Source organism: Parvimonas sp. M20 (genome assembly GCF_035282425.1).
GTDB lineage: Bacteria > Bacillota > Clostridia > Tissierellales > Peptoniphilaceae > Parvimonas.
This window is the reverse complement of sequence record NZ_JAYKBQ010000087.1, coordinates 1-436: the sequence shown is the minus strand read 5'-3', so window position 1 is coordinate 436 and position 436 is coordinate 1. Positions and strand designations below refer to the sequence as shown.

At 53.7% G+C, this 436-nt stretch carries 1 protein-coding gene; it reads left to right on the top strand.

Features of this window, described 5'->3' with window-relative positions; translation table 11 throughout:
* The coding region (locus VJI93_RS08525) for a hypothetical protein (protein ID WP_324009280.1) at positions 1–436 on the top strand (436 nt) is incomplete at both ends.

The following is a 436-nucleotide window of genomic DNA, read 5'->3' as shown; positions in this document are numbered from 1 at the left end:
ACTGAGGCGTGGCTCGACAAGGACATGATTGATGCCATCGGTGGTGATGCCACTGAGACGTATCAGCGTGTGCTTGACGGTGAAATGGTTGATGTCTCCGTGGGTGCTTTTATCGACATTGTCGAAGGAGCAGGCATCCACAATGGCAAAAATTACGCTGGCTCATGGGCCAATGTAGTTCCTGATCATCTAGCGTTTCTGTCGGCAGGTGTGCAAGGTGCTTGCACGGTAGAAGCAGGATGTGGCGCACCCCGCATCAATGCAGGTAGCACTGTATTCTCTGGTATGCGGCAGGTCAAGCCCGTAGCATGCTGTGAGGCTTGCGCTCATGGCGATCAACATTGCGAAGGAACTGACATGTCGAAGGCTACCATTACCGTTAACACGGGAGATGCAAATGGGGTTGATATCACGGGGGACCTCGTCATTGGCGGGC